Source organism: Agrobacterium sp. 22-209-1 (assembly GCF_053522485.1).
In genome coordinates, this window is record NZ_JBNWCH010000004.1 from 130,504 (window position 1) to 147,071 (window position 16,568).

General features: G+C 60.2%; 16 protein-coding genes. 9 read left to right on the forward strand and 7 right to left on the reverse strand.

What is annotated here, in order from left to right; translation table 11 throughout:
- Position 1: 1 nt before the first annotated feature.
- Positions 2–517, forward strand: coding sequence for a 2-amino-4-hydroxy-6-hydroxymethyldihydropteridine diphosphokinase (gene folK, locus ACQZ48_RS11775; protein WP_170985571.1), 516 nt, complete (start codon positions 2–4; stop codon positions 515–517).
- 14 nt (positions 518–531) lie between these two features.
- On the opposite strand, the gene ACQZ48_RS11780 is transcribed toward folK, so the two are convergent.
- The 4 genes from ACQZ48_RS11780 to ACQZ48_RS11795 all read right to left on the reverse strand — a co-directional run bounded on the left by ACQZ48_RS11780 (position 532) and on the right by ACQZ48_RS11795 (position 4,381).
- The gene (locus ACQZ48_RS11780) at positions 532–1,092 is read right to left on the reverse strand and encodes a hypothetical protein (protein ID WP_077982391.1); all 561 of its coding nucleotides are present in this window, start codon (positions 1,090–1,092) and stop codon (positions 532–534) included.
- A gap of 129 nt (positions 1,093–1,221) precedes the next feature.
- On the reverse strand, positions 1,222–2,301 hold the full coding sequence (locus tag ACQZ48_RS11785; protein ID WP_448728833.1) for a TIGR01620 family protein: 1,080 nt from the start codon (positions 2,299–2,301) through the stop codon (positions 1,222–1,224).
- The gene (locus ACQZ48_RS11790; RefSeq protein WP_448728834.1) at positions 2,298–3,776 is read right to left on the reverse strand and encodes a YcjX family protein; all 1,479 of its coding nucleotides are present in this window, start codon (positions 3,774–3,776) and stop codon (positions 2,298–2,300) included. Before ACQZ48_RS11790 ends, ACQZ48_RS11785 begins: the two co-directional genes overlap by 4 nt.
- Before the next feature lie 128 nt (positions 3,777–3,904).
- Positions 3,905–4,381, reverse strand: a complete 477-nt coding sequence (locus ACQZ48_RS11795) for a SixA phosphatase family protein (protein ID WP_244614236.1) — start codon at positions 4,379–4,381, stop codon at positions 3,905–3,907.
- Positions 4,382–4,683: 302 nt separating this feature from the next.
- Between ACQZ48_RS11795 and dksA the strand changes: the two genes are divergently transcribed.
- Complete coding sequence (dksA, locus tag ACQZ48_RS11800; RefSeq protein ID WP_003496274.1) at positions 4,684–5,103, forward strand: RNA polymerase-binding protein DksA; 420 nt, start codon at positions 4,684–4,686, stop codon at positions 5,101–5,103.
- A 111-nt stretch (positions 5,104–5,214) separates the two neighbouring features.
- Here the strand turns inward: dksA and ACQZ48_RS11805 are convergent, their stop codons facing one another.
- Positions 5,215–6,462, reverse strand: a complete 1,248-nt coding sequence (locus ACQZ48_RS11805) for a flagellar biosynthetic protein FliO (RefSeq protein WP_191217629.1) — start codon at positions 6,460–6,462, stop codon at positions 5,215–5,217.
- A gap of 234 nt (positions 6,463–6,696) precedes the next feature.
- Here ACQZ48_RS11805 and ACQZ48_RS11810 point away from each other — a divergent pair, with 234 nt between their 5' ends.
- The 6 genes from ACQZ48_RS11810 to ACQZ48_RS11835 all read left to right on the forward strand — a co-directional run bounded on the left by ACQZ48_RS11810 (position 6,697) and on the right by ACQZ48_RS11835 (position 14,169).
- A complete protein-coding gene (locus tag ACQZ48_RS11810) occupies positions 6,697–6,975 on the forward strand; it encodes a hypothetical protein (protein WP_077982387.1) in 279 nt (92 codons plus the stop codon).
- 174 nt (positions 6,976–7,149) lie between these two features.
- Positions 7,150–9,738: a cell cycle histidine kinase CckA gene (gene cckA, locus ACQZ48_RS11815; protein WP_191217627.1), complete on the forward strand. Its 2,589-nt coding sequence runs from the start codon at positions 7,150–7,152 to the stop codon at positions 9,736–9,738.
- Between the two features lie 283 nt (positions 9,739–10,021).
- Complete coding sequence (clpS, locus tag ACQZ48_RS11820) at positions 10,022–10,378, forward strand: ATP-dependent Clp protease adapter ClpS (RefSeq protein ID WP_003502541.1); 357 nt, start codon at positions 10,022–10,024, stop codon at positions 10,376–10,378.
- 10 nt (positions 10,379–10,388) lie between these two features.
- On the forward strand, positions 10,389–12,902 hold the full coding sequence (gene clpA / locus ACQZ48_RS11825; RefSeq protein WP_142912160.1) for an ATP-dependent Clp protease ATP-binding subunit ClpA: 2,514 nt from the start codon (positions 10,389–10,391) through the stop codon (positions 12,900–12,902).
- 167 nt (positions 12,903–13,069) lie between these two features.
- Complete coding sequence (locus ACQZ48_RS11830) at positions 13,070–13,828, forward strand: AzlC family ABC transporter permease (RefSeq protein WP_020810567.1); 759 nt, start codon at positions 13,070–13,072, stop codon at positions 13,826–13,828.
- Positions 13,825–14,169 carry an AzlD domain-containing protein gene (locus tag ACQZ48_RS11835; protein ID WP_020810566.1) on the forward strand — a complete coding sequence of 115 codons (345 nt, stop codon included), beginning with the start codon at positions 13,825–13,827 and terminating at the stop codon, positions 14,167–14,169. Before ACQZ48_RS11830 ends, ACQZ48_RS11835 begins: the two co-directional genes overlap by 4 nt.
- A gap of 12 nt (positions 14,170–14,181) precedes the next feature.
- On the opposite strand, the gene ACQZ48_RS11840 is transcribed toward ACQZ48_RS11835, so the two are convergent.
- Positions 14,182–15,045 (reverse strand): LysR substrate-binding domain-containing protein, encoded by an 864-nt coding sequence (locus tag ACQZ48_RS11840; protein ID WP_443387061.1) that lies wholly within the window; start codon positions 15,043–15,045, stop codon positions 14,182–14,184.
- 110 nt (positions 15,046–15,155) lie between these two features.
- Between ACQZ48_RS11840 and ACQZ48_RS11845 the strand changes: the two genes are divergently transcribed.
- Entirely contained in the window at positions 15,156–16,007 is an 852-nt protein-coding gene (locus ACQZ48_RS11845) for an urea carboxylase-associated family protein (protein ID WP_448728835.1), read from the forward strand.
- Positions 16,008–16,129: 122 nt separating this feature from the next.
- Here ACQZ48_RS11845 and ACQZ48_RS11850 read toward each other — a convergent pair whose 3' ends face one another.
- Positions 16,130–16,561: an HIT family protein gene (locus tag ACQZ48_RS11850; RefSeq protein WP_448728836.1), complete on the reverse strand. Its 432-nt coding sequence runs from the start codon at positions 16,559–16,561 to the stop codon at positions 16,130–16,132.
- Positions 16,562–16,568: the final 7 nt, after the last annotated feature.

Sequence of the window (16,568 nt, forward strand, 5' to 3'; positions counted from 1 at the left end):
GATGACCGTCGCCGCACTGGGCCTCGGCGGCAATATCGGTGATCCAGCCGCTGCCATGGCGCGCGCACTGCGCGAACTTGACGCACATGATGGATGCCGGGTGCAAGCTGTTTCCGGCCTCTACCGCACGCCGCCCTGGGGAAAGACCGATCAGGCCGATTTCTTCAACTGCTGCGCGCTGGTCGAGACCTCGCTGAGCGCGCCCGCGCTGCTGCAACTCTGCCTCGATATCGAAAGGGGCATGAAGCGGGTGCGCACGGAGCGCTGGGGTCCGCGCATCATCGATATCGATGTGTTGACCTATGGGAATGATACTATCGTTACAGAGAGCATCGAAGTGCCGCATCCGCGCATGGCGGAGCGCGCTTTCGTGCTGATGCCGCTTGCCGATATCGCGCCCGACCTCGAGGTAAAAGGTAAGCCCGTGCGGGAATGGCTTCAGCAGGCGGACAAGACCGGCATTGTCAGCGCAAACGAAAAACGGGAGTGGTGGACACTCCCGCTTGGCGATGGCTGAGAAGAGTAGGGCTTTTACGGCTTGATCGAACCGACGGCGAGCTGGTCTATATCGCGCGCCAGCGTCACACCGATGACCGGGATCATCTGATCGGCGACCTTGACGGAAATTGTGATATTCATCGAATTGTCTTTGGAGACGCGTGCGACCATCGCGCCATTCAGCTTGGCGCGATTGATGCCGACGACAACCTTGTCGCCGCTGACCTGTCCTGAGGTGATGTCCAGTCCCTTGCCTTCGGCGCCGTCGAGGAACTTGCCCTCGTAAGAATTGCCCTTCTGGCTGATGACGGCCGACATGGGCTGGCTGAAGACGCCGACGCGGCAGGTGCCGCCGAGCTTGATGCCGGTCTGCTTGTCGTCGAGCGGTTCGCCCGTCAGATCGCAGGTGAACTTCGTCCCCTTGTATTTGCCGGCGACGATTTCGCCCGGGCCTTTCCAGACACCGGCGACCGAGCGGAAGAACACGTCGTCGCGATCGCGCGATGCTGCCTGCACATCAGACATGCCGAAACCGCCGCTGACGGACAAAATGGCGGCAAGCCCGCCCACAAGCGAAAAGAAGCGCGAATACATGATACTTTCCCCGGCGAAGAAGCCTGTTCGATAGGCTGCAATCTACCGGTGGAATGGTTAACGCTTGGTTTATTTCGCTCTCATTTACGGCTTCATCCGTAACCTTTTGAACCGCGAATGCCCTGCGGATCAGGCTCTTTCAGTGTTTTTTCCACCGCTTAAATCAGGTGTAAGGTCGGACATGAAATCGCCGATGCCCGGCCGCTTCACCGCCCTGAACGGAAGCGGACGGCAAAGGTCCATGGCGGCAATACCGATTCGCGCCGTCATCAGGCCATTGATGACGCCTTCGCCGAGGCGGGCGTAGAGTTTCGAGGCAAGGCCATGGCCGAGAACCTGCTGGGCAAGCCCGTCGCCAACGGCGATCGAGCCGGTGACGGCAAGATGGGCGACGACATCGCGCAGGAGCTTCAACATGCCGAGCGTGCCGGGACGGCCGCCATAAAGCTCCGCCATGGCGCGCACCAGCCGCGTCACTTCAAACAGCACATAAGCGAGATCGACCACCGCGCGCGGGCTGACGGCGGTGACGACGGAGACGCGCTTGGACGAATTGAGGATGAGGGCGCGGGCCTGCCGGTCGAGCGGAACGAGCAATTCACGTTCGGCAAGCTCGATCAGATGCGGACCGTCGATCACGTCGTTTTCCGTTTCCTTCAGCGCCGCACGCCCCTTGGCCGTTTCGGCTCGGTGCGAAAGGACCGCGTTCAGGCGGGTGACGATGGCGCGTGCGGGTTTCGGGCTCTTGTCGAGTGTCGCCGCCTCGGCATCGGCCTTCAAGGATTGCACGGCGTTGAGCCGCATGATGCCGAAGACCTCGCGGCCGACAAGGGCGAGAACGGCGAAAAGCGCCACAATAAGAGCGATAGTGGCTGTGTAACCCAGCCAGTCGGAACGGGAGAACAAGTTGCGGATGAGTTGATCCGCCCACAGCCCGAAGGCAAGCGAGAACAGGACGCCAAGCGCGCCGAGCGCAAGCTTGCCGAAGGACAATCGGCTTTTCTTCGGAGACGCCACCGGCAGCGTGGCCGCATCAATCTCCTCAGGCGCCAGAAACGGATCGTCCTCGTCGGGCGTCAGCGAAATCTCGGCGTCGAAGCTGCGCGGCGCGCGTTTTTGTGTGGCGGCCGGCCGTGCCGTCTCCTCGGTCTCGAGCGAGAAAGCGGTGGGACGGCGTGTCTGCGGATCGTTTGGTGTGGAAGCCTTCATGCGAGCTTGTCTCCGAACAGGAACTGCATGGCGCGATCTAGCCTGATATGGGGAACGGAAAGCCGGATGCCGCCACTGCCCGGCTCGTCAATGTTGGGCGGGCGAAAACGCACGACATTGACGTCAGGCAGTGTCGCCTTGTCGCCATCCTGGTCGATGCTGCGGAACAGCGGTTCCGGATCGTCGGGCAGGTCGCCCGGGAAGATCGCCGTCTTGCGATTGCCGTCGAACGTCTCGCCATTGATGGTTTCACCCGCCATCGGCGTGCCGACGATGACGGGAAGCTCGTGGCCGTCCTGCCGCACGCTTGCCTCACGGGTGGCGCGCACGGAGGCAAGCGCCATGACCTCGATGCCGGCGCCATTCATTCCTATAGTGGTGATGGCGCGGTCCACCAGACGTCGGGTCAGGCGCTCCAACCGGTCATGGCTTTCGTGATGCAGGTGATCGGCTTTGGTGGCGGCGATCAGCACCTTGTCGATGCGTCGGCTGATCAGCGATGACAGCAGGCTGTTGGTGCCGGGGCGGAAACAGGCAAGAACATCGCCGAGCGCCCGTTCCAGATCCTGAACAGCTTCCGGTCCGCGATTGACGGCCTGCAGCGTGTCGATCAACACGATCTGCCGGTCGAGGCGGGCGAAATGCTCGCGGAAGAAGGGTTTGACCACAATCGACTTATAGGCATCGTAGCGCCGTTCCATCATGGCGCGCAGCGAGCCCTTGGGCGCTTTTTCGTCTGTCAGGCCCGGAAGCGGTGCGAAGGTCAGCGCCGGCGATCCCTCGAGATCGCCCGGCATCAGGAAACGACCGGGCGGCAAGGTGGAAAGCGACCTCTCGTCGGATTTGCAGGCCTTCAGATAGGCCGCGAAGCTTTCGGCCAGACGACGGGCCGTCATTTCATCGGCGGGCGCGTTGATGTCGAGCGAGGAGGCGATAGCCAGCCATTCTTGCGCCAGTTCGGCGCGGATGCCGCTCCCGGCAAGGGCGACCGTCGCGTCGCTGAACTGTTTATAGTCTTGCGACAGAAGCGGTAGATCGAGCAGCCATTCGCCGGGATAATCGACGATATCGATGGAGAGCTTGCCGGCCGAAAACCATCGGCCCCAACCGCTGGCGCTCTGATAATCCAGCGTTATCCGCAATTCCGAGATCGCCCGTGTCGAATCCGGCCAGAGCCTGTCGCGTACCAGCGCCTGGATGTGGTCTTCATACTGGAAGCGGGGTATGGCGTCGTCCGGTTGCGGCTCGAGGCGAACATTCGAGACGCGCCCGGATCGCATGGCCTCGAACAGCGGCAACCGGCCGCCATTCAGGAGGTTATGGACGAGGGAGGATATGAAAACCGTCTTGCCCGCCCGCGAAAGGCCGGTGACACCAAGCCGCAATGTCGGATGGGTGAGGTTACTCGCACGGTCGGCCAGATTGTCGAAAGCGATCAACGCGCTGTCTGTCAGGGACGTAAGGGAAGGCGGCAATGGCAGTTTCCTGGCTGTGTTTCACGGTCACGGCTTCATATAGGAAGTGGCGGCTGGCCAAAAAAGAAGCGCTCCAGCAGGTTTTCGGCAGCGATGCCTGCCGGCGCCGCTGTTGCCCGCGGCGGCAGCTATTTACCCGGTGCGAGGAAATCGATCAGCCGCCAGCGATTTTTACCGCTTGCGGCGCTGTCGTCCTGATCCAGAACCGCAAGACCCGATGTGGGAAAACCCGAGGGCAGGGCGGCATGCAGCAGATCCTCGCCGATCATGGCTTCCAGCGTTGCTTCCATGGTGGGGTTGTGCCCCACCAGCATCACCGACTGCACCTCCGTCTGCGCGGCGATGAGCGACAGATAGGTCTCGCTGCGGGCATTATACATCTCATCGACGTAGAAGATGTTTACGGCTTCGTTGAAGGCACGCTGCCAGGCCTGCGTAGTCTGCCGGCAGCGCGCGGCGGTGGATGACAGAAGCAGATCGGGACGGTAGCGCCGGTCGGCGGCAAGGTCGGCGATGACCTCCGCCTCGGCAAAACCCGCTTCGTTCAATCCCCGGTCGAAATCCCGCTCTCCCGGCGCCGCCCAAGCGGCCTTGGCGTGACGCAGAAGGTAAACTCGGCTCGGGGAAGATGCTGTCAAGGGCGGGGACCGGCGTTCGAATGTCAGGGCACGGGTTGAATGCTACAGGATAGGGTTGCAGGACCGCAAGTCCTCTTTCCTGTTGGTAAGTCGCGTTGAAGTGATTGAAGAAGAGTTCGCTTCAATACGAATAAAGGATAAAAAATAGTCATTTAGATGATTTTTGTGTCAGTTTTAAAAATGCCTGAAAACTGATCTGCAGACTTGAATCGTTGACTATCATTGGAGTATACACCGCCGCATTGAGATGTTCTTCGAGGAGAATCGCGTTGAGTGAGAAGATCGATCTTAGCAAATATGTGCTCTCGGAAGACGATGAGTTCATGAATGCCAGCCAGCGGGCTTACTTCCGCGCGAAGCTGGTCGCCTGGAAAAATGACATCCTGAGAGAAGCGCGTGAGACCCTCGGACATCTCGCCGAAGAAAGCGCCAACCACCCTGATCTCGCCGATCGGGCTTCTTCCGAAACGGACCGTGCAATTGAACTTCGCGCCCGTGACCGTCAGCGCAAGCTGATTTCCAAGATCGATGCGGCTCTTCAGCGGATCGAAGACGGCACTTACGGTTACTGCGAGGAAACGGGTGAGCCTATCGGCCTCAAGCGTCTGGACGCCCGCCCGATTGCAACGCTTTCCATCGAGGCGCAGGAGCGTCACGAGCGTCGCGAAAAAGTCTATCGCGACGAATAAGGCGCTGCGGCCGGCAGGTCGGCGAATCGCATGACAAATAAATTAAGGGCACGGAAATCGCTTCCGTGCCCTTTTTCTATTTCAAATTTCTGACCGGAAGACCTGCGCCCGTCAGCGGTCGCGGGTCACGGAAAGTTCCCCGAAGATACGCGCCATTTCCTTCTGCATGTCTCCATCCGGTGAAGCGCCGGTGACAGGCGGGGAAGCTGGCTGCGGCTTGATCTGCTTTTCCCCGACAGGGGCGATGGACGGTTCGTTATCCGCCTTGCTCTTGGCGATCTCCGCCTCGAGGAAGCTTTCGAAATCGCTGGCGAGCTCATCGGAAAATTTCGGCTCGGCGTCGTTCGAAGCCACTGCCGGATTTTCAGGCTTGGGCGGGAAAGGTGCGGGCGGCGTCGTCTGTCCCGGCTTCAGGTCTGGAAGGACGCGCTCCCGCGCAGCGTCGAGAAAATCGGCGGCGATGGACTGGTCGATCACCGGCTCTCGCGCGGCAAAGACCGGCGGGGCGAATTCCGCAGTCCGTTCTTCCGCCTTTGCCTCGACGGGCGCCGGTGCAGGGATCGGCGGTGCGACCGGCGCCGGAGCCTGCACGACGGGCTCGGCACGCCTTGGTTCCGTTCGGGCCGCCGCCATGTCGAGCGATGCCGCCGCCATCGGCAAGACGGCAGCGACCGGAGCCGTTGCAACCGGTATCGGCGGCGGTGTGGCGCGCGCGGTCTCCCGCTCGGGTGCCGCCTGTCGTGCCGGCGGCGCGGTTTCGCGCGCCGGTGCAGGCGTGCGTACGGGCTGCGGCTGGGTCGATGGGCGTGGAGGAAGCTGAGCGGCGGCCGCCGCAACGGGTGCTGGACGCGGGGACGGCGCAGGTGCCAACTGCTCCGGCCGCTGTGCTTGCTTCACGGGTTCCTCAGGCACGGAAACGGGAGCCGCAGCCGCAACGGGCTGCTGTTGCGGCAGGGCGGGGCGACGTTCCGGCTGGATCGCCGGCTCGGCTCTCTTCTGCTCGCTTTCCTGGCGCGGGAGCGCCTTCAATTCCGGCTCCTGCACGTCCCTGACAATGGGGATCGCGCCTATACCGCTCTCGATGACGATATCTGTCGGGCCGCCGATCATGACGAGATGCTCGACATTGTCACGGCGCACCAGCACCAGACGGCGGCGTGCGTCCACGGCTGTCGCATCGAGGACCTGCAGGCGCGGCTGCCGGTTGCGGCCGCCTCGAATGAAAGGGGCCGAACCGCTGCGTCTGCGCAGAAGCCACAGCGCAATCGCCAGAATGAGCAGGGCCACACCCACTCCAACAACGGCGACGATGAGACGGTTTCCATAAGCGCCGATAAAATCTTCCATCATGGAGATCATCCCTTCAGATTTTTTGGCTTTTTCGTTTCTTGGGCAATTAATATTGCCGTGGTTCTTATAATGTGAACATCAAGCAGGAAAAGACGATTTTTTTAGGCGCGATACAAGGTTTATTGATTTCGCCCACAGGATTGCCGCCTCAACCGTAACGACGCCACCAACGCGCCAGCTCTCGTCCTTCAATGCTGAAAGACAGTGAAAGTTGCAATTCTTTTGCCGAAGGAGCGTTCCGGGATGTCCCAGTCATTACGCATCGATAGCTCCCTAGCGCTGCGTTTGATGCGTATTGTTTTTCTGTTGCCATCGTTTTACGCGTTTCTATCTTCGATGGCGTGGGCCGAAGACAAGGCGCCGGATAGCGCAGCGACCATGGCGGAGTTCGTGCGCGACAATCCTTCCTGTGTCGACTTCACGGACGGATGCTCGGTTTGCACCGTCACCGATGGCAAGATCGTCTGTTCCGCGCCACGCATTCAATGTCAGGTAAAGGCGTTGACCTGTACCAGGCCGTAGTCTTTTAAGGCTTTTATACACCTTTCAGGCCGTTTTCGCTGTGCGTTTTTAAGCCTTTGTGTCCTGGCGGAGCTTTTTGCCGGTCAAGCGAGTTGCTACAAGAAATTTTAGTGTCCGATTCCGTCAAGGGAATAGGGCTGACCGAATGACGACCTGCACGACTGCGAGGCCAAGATGACACGGGTGCGCGATACAAGCGACAACGACCTTCCGCTGGTGGACAGGCGCGCCCGTTCCGGCACCGTCTTGCGCATTCTGCTTCTGGCGCTGGTTCTGATCGCCGCCGCCGCCGCCTTCGTCTATTTCAGGGATCAGCTGGAAAACGAAATCGTGCTCGGCATACTCGGCGTGCTGGCCATGATGGGCATTTTCTTCCTGGTCTCGTCAATCATCGGTTTCATCGAGGTCATGCCGCAGTCGCAATCGGACGGCCTTGCCCGCCGGTTTCTCTCGGCGCACCCGGAAGGCACGCTCATCACCGACGCCAAGGGGCATATGGTCTACGCCAACGCCACCTATTGCCGGATGAGCGGCACCACCAAGGCGAGCGATATCCAGAGTCTCGAAACGCTCCTGTCGCGCAGCCGGGAATCGACCGAAGCGCTCTACCGGCTCATCAACGTGCTGCGCGAAGGCCGCGAAGGCTACGAAGAGTTCCGGTTGCTGAAGCCGCTGGGCGAGGAATCCAATGCGGGTCCGCACTGGTACAGGCTGAAGGGCCGGGTGCTGAAGGATGCGGGCGGCGAGGGGCTGCACGTCTTCCAGATCGCCGATATCACGCCGGAGCGCGAGGATCAGGAGCGCTTTTTCCGCGAATTGCAGAACGCCATCGATTACCTCGATCACGCCCCGGCCGGTTTCTTTTCCGCCGGACGCAAGGGCGAGATCGTTTATCTGAACGCCACCCTGTCGGAATGGCTCGGCATCGATCTCGCACAGTTTTCACCCGGTTCCATGACCGTTTCCGATATCGTCGCCGGCGAGGGCATGGCGCTTATCGAATCGGTGCATCCGCAGGGCACGGCGAAGCGCACTGAAATCCTAGACCTCGACATGCGCCGGGTGAACGGGCAGAGCATGCCGGCTCGCCTCGTGCATCAGGTCACCTCTAAGGATGGCGCGCCCGGTGAGAGCCGCACCATCGTCCTGAAGCGCCCCAAGGGGCAGGAGGATACGGAATCCTCCTCCGCCATGCGTTTCACCCGCTTTTTCAACAATACGCCGATGGCGATCGCCTCGCTCGACGGCGAAGGCCGCATCCTGCGGATCAACGCGCCCTTCCTGAAATTGTTTTCCGGCGTCGTCGGACGCGATGATATCGACCGCGGCGTGGCGCTTGAGACCATTCTTCACGACAATGAGAAGCCGAGGCTTGAGCAGGCGCTGGCCGAGGCAAAGGACCGCCAGGGCGATATTGCCCCCTTCGATTCCCGTCACCCGAGCGACGAAGGCCGGCATTTCCGATTCTACGTCAACGCTGTCATCGATCAGGACGATGAAGCGCCGGAAGAAGTGGCGATCGTCTATGCCATCGAGGTGACGGAGCAGAAGGCGCTCGAGACCCAGATGGCGCAGACCCAGAAGATGAATGCGGTCGGTACGCTGGCGGGCGGCATCGCCCACGATTTCAACAATGTGCTCACCGCCATTCTGCTGTCGTCCGATCATCTGCTGCTGCAGGCGCGGCCCGCCGATCCGAGCTTCGCCGACCTCATGGAGATCAAGCGCAACGCCAACCGCGCGGCCGTGCTGGTGCGCCAGCTTCTGGCGTTCTCGCGCAAGCAGACCATGCGTCCGGCCATCCTCAACCTGACGGATGTGATCGGCGATCTGCGCATGCTGGTGGACAGGCTTATTTCCGGCACGAATGTCAAGCTGGAGGTCGATTACGGCCGCGATCTCTGGCCCGTGAAGACGGATCTCTCGCAATTTGAGCAGGTGCTCATCAATCTCTGCGTTAATGCGCGCGACGCCATGCCCGACGGCGGCAAGATCACCATCCGGACGCGTAACGTCGACGCGAAGGAAATAGCAGCGCTTGGCCGTCCGGAATTCCCGGCCGAGGACATGGTGATGGTGGAAGTCGCCGATAACGGTACGGGCATTCCGCCTGAAATCATGGACAAGATTTTCGAGCCCTTCTTCACCACCAAGGAAGTCGGCAAAGGCACCGGCCTTGGCCTGTCCATGGTCTATGGCATCGTCAAACAGTCGGGCGGTTACATCTATCCCGAATCGGAGGTGGGCAAGGGCACCGCCTTCCGCATCTACCTGCCGCGCCATGTGGTGGAGGCCGTTCAGAACAACGGGCAGCAGCCCGGCGCAGCGGCGCTTGCTCCGGCCATCGCAGCCGAGCCGGTGAAGGAAGAGCCGCTGGACCTCACCGGCAAATCCGCCGTCGTGCTTCTGGTGGAGGATGAGGAAGCGGTGCGGCGCGGCGGCAAGCGCATGCTGGAAACCCGCGGCTATACCGTGCACGAGGCCGGCTCCGGCACCGAAGCTCTGGAGGTGATGGAGGAGTTGGAAGGCAAGGTCGATATCGTCGTTTCCGACGTCGTGATGCCGGAAATGGACGGTCCGTCGCTGTTGCGAGAACTGCGCAAATCCTACCCGGACCTAAAATTCATCTTTGTTTCGGGTTATGCCGAAGATGCCTTCGCAAAGAACCTGCCTGCCGACGCCAAGTTCGGTTTCCTGCCGAAGCCCTTCTCGCTCAAGCAGCTGGCCATCGCCGTTCGAGAAATGCTCGACGAAAAGGAATAAGGTCCGCGGCGGCGAACCGGATTCGGCTGCGCCGCGACCTGTCGCATCCATTGGCATCGGGCTAGAAAAATGCACCTCGACGACAGGTTCGTTTTTTCCTGCGTCCTCGCTGCCCCCATATTCGCACTTTTCCCGAGGTTTGCCTCTTTGCAAACGCAATAGTGATTGCACCCTTGCGCAAGGGGCTTAAAATCGCATCTCAACGACCTAGATATGGAGAGGCGAAGTTCTCCCTCCTGGCAATCAGCTGTCGGTTTGAGAACAGTTTGGAGAATGATGAAAGATGATCGCTAAGCCGATCTACATGCAGGGCGAGGGCGAAGGGGAAGACGGCGGCGGCACCAACCGCGGAACGTCTGTTATCACCCGCGTCAAGCCGAAAACGAAAAGACCGAATTTGTACCGTGTTCTTTTACTGAATGACGATTACACTCCCATGGAATTCGTCATCCATATTCTGGAACGGTTTTTCCAGAAGGATCGCGAGGCGGCAACCCGCATCATGCTGCACGTGCACCAGCACGGCGTGGGCGAATGTGGGGTGTTTACATATGAGGTCGCAGAGACGAAAGTAAGCCAGGTCATGGATTTCGCCCGACAGCACCAGCACCCGCTGCAGTGCGTCATGGAAAAGAAATGAGGATCGCAACGTGCCAACTTTTTCCCCGAGTCTCGAGAAGGCGCTGCACCAGGCACTGACCTTTGCAAATGAGCGTCACCACGAATATGCGACGCTCGAACATCTCCTTCTGGCGCTGATCGACGACGCGGATGCCGCAGCCGTCATGGGCGCCTGCAATGTCGATCTGGATGCTCTTCGCAAGACTGTCAGCGATTACGTCGACAATGAATTGACCAACCTCGTCACCGGTTATGACGAGGATTCCAAGCCCACATCCGGCTTCCAGCGTGTCATCCAGCGGGCCGTCATCCATGTTCAATCGTCCGGCCGCGAGGAAGTGACGGGCGCGAACGTGCTTGTGGCCATTTTTGCCGAGCGCGAAAGCCATGCCGCCTATTTCCTGCAGGAACAGGAAATGACCCGTTACGACGCGGTCAACTACATCTCCCACGGCATTGGTAAGCGCCCCGGCACGTCGCAGACGCGCCCGCCGCGCGGCGCCGATGAGCCGGAAAGCGAGAACAAGCCGAACCGAAGCAATCCGGAAGAGGACGGTTCGTCCGCCAAAAAGCAGCAGGATGCTCTGAAGGCTTATTGCGTCAATCTCAACGAGAAGGCCAAGAACGGCAAGATCGACCCGTTGATCGGCCGACACGACGAGGTCAACCGCACGATCCAGATCCTCTGCCGCCGCTCCAAGAACAACCCGCTTTATGTGGGTGATCCGGGCGTGGGCAAGACGGCGATTGCCGAAGGCTTGGCCAAGCGTATCGTCGAAGGCAAGGTGCCGGAAGCGCTTGCCAATGACACCATCTTCTCTCTCGACATGGGCACGCTGCTGGCCGGCACCCGCTATCGCGGTGATTTCGAGGAGCGGCTGAAGCAGGTCGTCAAGGAACTCGAGGAGTTTCCGGGCGCGGTTCTGTTCATCGATGAAATCCACACCGTCATCGGTGCCGGCGCCACTTCCGGCGGCGCGATGGATGCATCGAACCTCTTGAAGCCTGCTTTGTCTTCTGGCGCGATCCGCTGCATCGGTTCGACCACTTATAAGGAATATCGCCAGTTCTTCGAAAAGGACCGTGCGCTCGTTCGTCGTTTTCAGAAAATCGACGTCAACGAGCCGTCGATCGATGACGCAATCGCCATCATGAAGGGCCTGAAACCCTATTTCGAGGACTACCACCACCTGAGATATTCCAACGAGGCGATCAAGGCTGCCGTCGAATTGTCGGCCCGCTATATTTCGGACCGCAAGCTGCCGGACAAGGCGATTGACGTGATCGACGAGACCGGTGCCGCACAGATGTTGCTGCCTGTTTCCAAGCGTCGCAAGCTGATCACCGAACGGGAAATCGAGGCCACCATCGCGACGATGGCCCGTATTCCCGCGAAGACGGTTTCCAAGGATGACGAGATGGTCCTCGCCAATCTTGAAAAAGAACTGCGCTCGGTCGTTTATGGTCAGGACATCGCCATTGAGGCGCTCGCCACGGCCATCAAGCTGGCGCGTGCGGGCCTGCGCGAACCGAACAAGCCAATCGGCTCCTATGTCTTTTCCGGCCCGACGGGCGTGGGCAAGACGGAAGTGGCCAAGCAGCTTGCCGCTTCGCTCGGCGTCGAGATGCTGCGCTTCGACATGTCGGAGTACATGGAGCGTCATACCGTTTCGCGACTGCTCGGTGCGCCTCCCGGTTATGTCGGCTTCGATCAGGGCGGTCTTCTGACCGATGGCGTCGATCAGCATCCGCATTCCGTGGTGCTGCTGGACGAAATCGAAAAGGCGCATCCTGATATCTACAACATCCTGTTGCAGGTGATGGACCATGGCTCGCTGACCGACCATAACGGCAAGAAGATCGACTTCCGCAACGTCATCCTGATCATGACGACCAATGCGGGTGCATCCGAGATGGCGAAATCGGCGATCGGTTTCGGCTCTTCGCGCCGCACGGGAGAGGACGAAGAGGCGATCAACCGCCTGTTCACGCCGGAGTTCCGCAACCGTCTGGATGCGATCATTCCGTTCTCGCCGCTGCCGACCGCCGTTATCCACAAGGTCGTGCAGAAGTTCGTCATGCAGCTGGAAACCCAGCTGTCTGAGCGCAACGTCACCTTCGATCTGCATGAAGATGCGATCTCCTGGCTGGCGGAGAAGGGTTACGACGAGAAGATGGGCGCCCGCCCGCTGTCGCGCGTGATCCAGGAAAACATCAAGAAGCCGCTTGCCAATGAAATCCTCTTCGGCAAGCTCAAGAAGGGCGGCGTCGTCAGCGTCACCGTCGGTAAGAAGGATGACGGCTCCGAAGGTCTCATACTCGAGGTTCTGCCGGAGACCGCACCCGTGAAGCCGCAGCCGGAGGCCGAGTTGAAGGCGGCCAAATCGCCCGGCAAGGCAAAGGCCAAGACGAAACCTGCTTCCAAGGCGGCTAAGGCCAATGAAGAGGCGGATGTTCTTGTTGCCGAGGCCGACAAGTCGGACGATGACAGCAAGCCGCGGCGCAAGACCAATGCGGTGCCGAAAGTGCCGAAGAAGAAATGATCGAGGTCTTCGACCGATAAACCGATGCCGGGCGAAAGCCCGGCATTTTCATGTATGAAGCGCGTCGCGTTTTTCCCTGATGCCTGCGACGCTCTTTTTTATTTTATGCATGACGTTACCCCGAAGCTGCGGCACAGTTTCGGGTGATATGCACAAGTGGGTCAGCAATGCAGACTGCCGACAGCGATACCATCCCCCTGAGTGGCTGGTTTTTCCGGGGAATGCGGGGCATATTTTCGCTGCCCTCGCTCATTCTTATGACATCTTTCGTCGGTTTCAGCGCCTTCGCGCTGGAATCGGGTGTTGCGCGCGGCGAAGCCGTCTTCATGACGCTGATGATCTGGGCCCTGCCGGCCAAGATGATCCTGATCGGCTCCATGGTCGGCGGCGCCAATCTTGCTGCCTGCTTTCTGGCGGTGACGCTGTCGTCGGTCCGGATGATGCCGATGGTCGCCTCCATCGTTCCGGAAATGCGCGGCGCGAAGACGCCGACATGGATTTTGCTGTTTCTGTCGCATTTCGTTGCGATCACGGCCTGGGTCTTTGCCACGCAGAACCTCTCCAGGGTGCCGCGTGAAGCCCGCGCCGCCTGGTTCGCTGGTTTTGGCATGACGCTCACCGTGGTCAATGCCATCATCGTCGGCCTGTGTTACGGCGTCGTCGCCGCTTTTCCACCACTCGTCGCCGGCGTGCTGTTTTTTCTCACACCGGTCTATTTCGTGGCATCGATCTGGGCTTCGGCCCGTCATTCCGTCGTCAAGGTCGCCTTCGTCATCGGCGTCATCGCCGGGCCGGCCTTCGCGGTCATCGCACCGGAATTCGATATTCTCTATGCCGGGATAGGCGGGGGCACGGCTGCCTATCTGATCGACCGCCTCGTGTTCCGCCGCCGGATAAAACCCGTCTCACCGGAGAGCGAACCATGATGACCGAACATTGGTGGGCGCCCTATCTCTTCATCGCGATTGCCGGCTGGCTGGCGACCGATCTCTGGCGGTGGCTCGGCGTTCTCGCCGGTAACCGCCTGAAGGAGGATTCCGAAGCGCTGCACTGGGTGAGGGCGGTCGCCACGGCGCTCGTCATGGCCGTCACCGCCAAGCTGATCGTCTTTCCAACCGGAACGCTGGAAGCATCCCCCCTGTGGCTGCGCATCGGCGCTGCCGCACTCGGTTTCATCGCATTTCTGATGGCAGGCCAGCGGGTCATCGTCGGTGTGGCGGTGCCGATCCTGCTTCTGGCGGGTGGGTTGTTCGCGCTCGGTTTCTGAGATTGGTTTACGTCAGAGACCGCTCCGTCGGGCTTCCGCAACAAGCCAATCCGCAAGAAGTCTAGCCGGTGCGGTCATCTCGTCTGCTTCCATCAGCCAGTAATATTTCTCCGTATCCGTCGCCCGATCGAAGAGCACGATCAGTTGACCTTCGGCGATCTCTTTGTGAAACAGCGCCGTCGGGCAGAGGCCAATGCCTTGACCGGCTTTGAGCGCGGTCACGAGCAGATTGAAATCCGCAAAAACCGGACCGGCGTTATCGGGCAGGGATATTCCCCCGGCTGCGAACCAGTTCTGCCAAGCCGCCTCGGTGTCGTCATGCAGCAATTCCGCTCCTAAGAGGCTGTCAATATTGTCGAAAGGACCGAATTTAGCGACATAGCCCGGCGCGCCTGTCGGTCGCGTCTCTGCGCTGAAAAGCGCGACCGCATTTTCCCCGGACGCGACGCCATGCCCTATGGTGAGATCGGCCGGTATTGCGTGATGCGCACCTGAATAGCTGATGGATACCTGTATATCGGGGTAAAGCGCCCGAAAGCGAGGCAGGCGGGGCGTCAGAAAATGCGCGACGACTGAGGGCAGGCTGGCAAGGCGAACGGTCATGCGGTCACGGCCCTGACGGATCCGCGCGGCGCCAGAGGCAATCTGGCGTAGGGCAGTCGAAACCGTCGTGCCGAATTCTTTTCCGGCCGGGGTAAGCCTCACACCCCTCGCATGCCGCTCGAACAGCGCTACACCGAGCCATGCCTCCAGATTGCGCACATGCTGGCTGACGGCAGTTGCCGTCATGCCGAGTTCCTGCGCAGCCAGAGAAAAACTCGTTCTTCTGGCTGCGGCTTCGAATGCCCGGAGGGTGGTGAGCGGCGGTAATTTCATGGTGTCTCAAGGGTAAGTAAGACTTGGCCTGAGCGCAAGAAGAACCCGTCTTGTCAGGCGCGCGCACATGGCGCAATTTCGCCTCTAGATTTTGATTGCCTGAGGATTTCATGACCCCCTTGACCGCCACCGAACCCGTCGACGCCGCTGAACGCCGCGCCGTCCGTCCTGTTGTCGTTTATCCGAACGGGACGCTTGAAATGCCGGACCTTGCACGTCTGGAAGAAGCCAAACGAAGCATGGAAAAGATCGATGAGGTCATCGTGCCGCCGCGTGACGGCCGCACCTTCAACGTTCCGAAGGGGCATTTTTTTCGCATTGTAAGCGTTGAAGGTCCGCAGGTCGGAGACCTGAACCTCTGGAACGCCCATGATCTGACCGAGCGGTTTTTCAGCGGCAAGACCCGCGCCCTGCACGCCACCCATGTTTCGGTCGGCAACCGGCTGTGGAGCAACCTGCCGTCCCTGCGGCCGATGGCGACGATCACCCATGACACGCTATCGTGGTACGGTTTCGATGAAGACGGCGGCGGTGTGCATGACGTAATCGGCACACGCTGCGATCCCTATACCAACAAGCTCCTGAGCGGCGGCGATTACCACCATTGCTGCCATTCCAATCTGACCAATGCGCTGGCCTCCGCGAGGGGCCTGTCATTCCGGCAGGCGGAACCGCATGTGCATGACGTCCTCAATGTCTTCATGTGCACGGGTTTCACCCGCGACACCCACCAATATTTCATGAAGGCGAGCCCGGTGCGTCCGGGTGATTATCTGGAGCTTTTCGCCGAGATCGATCTTATCGGTGCGCTTTCCGCCTGTCCGGGCGGTGATTGCAGCGCCACGCATTCGAGCGATACGGCGGCCTGTTATCCGCTGAAGGTGGAAATATTCCGGCCCGATATGACGGCGCTTGAAGGCTGGCCGTGGCCGGAGAGGAATGCTTACCGCTCTCCGGAATGATCAGTCCGAAAACCGCTCCTGCGTCTTGCTCGGGCCTGTCCCGAGCATTTGCAACCGATTGATTTCCGATACGAGGTTGGGTCCTCGGCGCAAGGCCGAGGATAAAGTCGACCAGGCAACCATCACGAAGCAAGCGCGGCCTTTATCTTCTCCGCGTGGGCCTTCAATATGTCGCCATCGGCCATCACGCCGGAATGCGGCTTCAGCGGCTCGCCTTCCTTGCGCGGAATGACGTGGAAATGCAGATGGAAAACGGTCTGGCCAGCCGCCGGCTCGTTGAACTGCGCGATGAAGACGCCATCGGCATCGAAGGCTTCCTTTGCCGCCACCGCCAGTTTCTGCACGACGGGAATGGTCCTCGCCAGCACTTCCGGGTCGGCATCGAGCAAGTTGCGGGAGCCGGTCTTGGGAACAACGAGCAGATGGCCGGGGGCCTGCGGCATCACATCCATGAAGGCTAGCGTATGCTCATCCTCATAAAGCTTGTGGCTCGGAATTTCGCCGCGCAGGATTTTTGCGAAGATATTGTTGTCGTCATAGGCGCTGGCCGTCATCGTGATC